This is a genomic window from Bacteroides sp. AF32-8BH, assembly GCF_003435205.1.
In the GTDB taxonomy this organism is placed as follows: Bacteria; Bacteroidota; Bacteroidia; order Bacteroidales; family Bacteroidaceae; genus Bacteroides; species Bacteroides ovatus.
This window is the reverse complement of the sequence record NZ_QVLZ01000110.1, coordinates 1-1,292: the sequence shown is the minus strand read 5'-3', so window position 1 is coordinate 1,292 and position 1,292 is coordinate 1. Positions and strand designations below refer to the sequence as shown.

2 protein-coding genes are annotated in these 1,292 nt (G+C 32.7%); both read right to left on the bottom strand.

What is annotated here, in order from left to right:
* Positions 1-29 precede the first annotated feature (29 nt).
* Positions 30-377: a Hachiman antiphage defense system protein HamA gene (locus tag DWZ47_RS30235; RefSeq protein ID WP_117515688.1), complete on the bottom strand. Its 348-nt coding sequence runs from the start codon at positions 375-377 to the stop codon at positions 30-32.
* A gap of 196 nt (positions 378-573) precedes the next feature.
* Entirely contained in the window at positions 574-1,071 is a 498-nt protein-coding gene (locus DWZ47_RS30230) for a hypothetical protein (RefSeq protein WP_117515687.1), read from the bottom strand.
* Positions 1,072-1,292: the final 221 nt, after the last annotated feature.

Sequence of the window (1,292 nt, the reverse complement as noted above, 5' to 3'; positions counted from 1 at the left end):
GCTAATAGTTTATTTCTCAATCGGTTAAGTCAAACCGATAAAAATCTAAAATATATTTTTGAAATTAATGGAATTGTGTTCTGAAAATCTCGCAACAATAAATGAAGAATTAGTTCACCAAATTCTCCTCTATTTTGATATTTGTCTGTTAGGTATACTATTTGTGCGGCTTCTTTTAAGCGAGATATTATTTCAGTAAGTGGAATAGAAGTACCACAGTGATAACCTAAAGAAAATTCGGGTATTACATTTCTTACTATGTCAACCAAAGGCTGTAGTCTAAATTGCTTTTGATCGAATCCAATATGATACGCTTTCAGTGTAGGTTCACAAATATATTCTTGAATTACTAAATCAGATTTAAAAGGTCTACTCATTATATAAAATTATGTTTACTGAAATTTATTACAAAGATATAAATTTAATCTGATAATTTATTAAACAGTCTATTATTAATAGTTGTATTACTAAATTTCTTAAAATACCTTATTACAATTCTATTCTTACTGATAACTATATGTTGACTATTTTTGAGATTATATTGATGTTGTATCGATAAATTCAGTTTGCTTACTAATTGTTATTTAACTTTTTCTCCTCCTTCACCATCTTTCTCCACCTCTGAAACGCCCTCATTAAACTTTCTTCTTCCACTAACTCTACCATATTATAATGTGTGACAAAAGTTTCCATTGATTTTTTGAACATGATGCCGTGACAGTATTTATTTTCCAGGAGAAATTCATAAAGTTCGGCTTTCATTTCTACTTCCATTGCTTTTTCAATGATAAGTGCACTGTCATGACCTATATAATTATATACATTTGGATTTTTTCCGTTTCTAGGGTGGGGGAGAGTAAAAGTGATATTTCCTATTTCGTGCCATGAGGCATTGGGAGGGTGTGGGATGGAAAGTTGGTGGAGGAAGTGGTAGATAGGCTGGGTATCGAGAAGATGGATGGCGGAAAGCGAGGAAGAAAAACGGTCTGGAGGTACGTCGAGGTGATTTTTATAGCGCACATACATGTAAGCCGCTAGATAGGGCTTGATTTGGAAAGTAACTGTAACCATTATTTTTTAGATTTTATTTGTAAAATATTTATCAGAGTAGTGCCGTTTTTAATATTGGCATTTGCATTCATGTGTTGAGAAATTTCTCATCAAAGGAAGGTACGAGAGGATGCTTGTGTAATAATTTGGTTTTCAGATGGTTACATAAGTGGTTTTTGGTTTAAAACCAACGAGGTTGTGTCAAAACGCTGACACAGCCTTTTTTATGCGCAAAGCCCAGA

Bases quoted from the DNA above. Each gene is read 5' to 3' on its own strand.
- DWZ47_RS30235 (WP_117515688.1), bottom strand. From the start codon at position 377: ATGAGTAGACCTTTTAAATCTGATTTAGTAATTCAAGAATATATTTGT.
- DWZ47_RS30230 (WP_117515687.1), bottom strand. From the start codon at position 1,071: ATGGTTACAGTTACTTTCCAAATCAAGCCCTATCTAGCGGCTTACATG.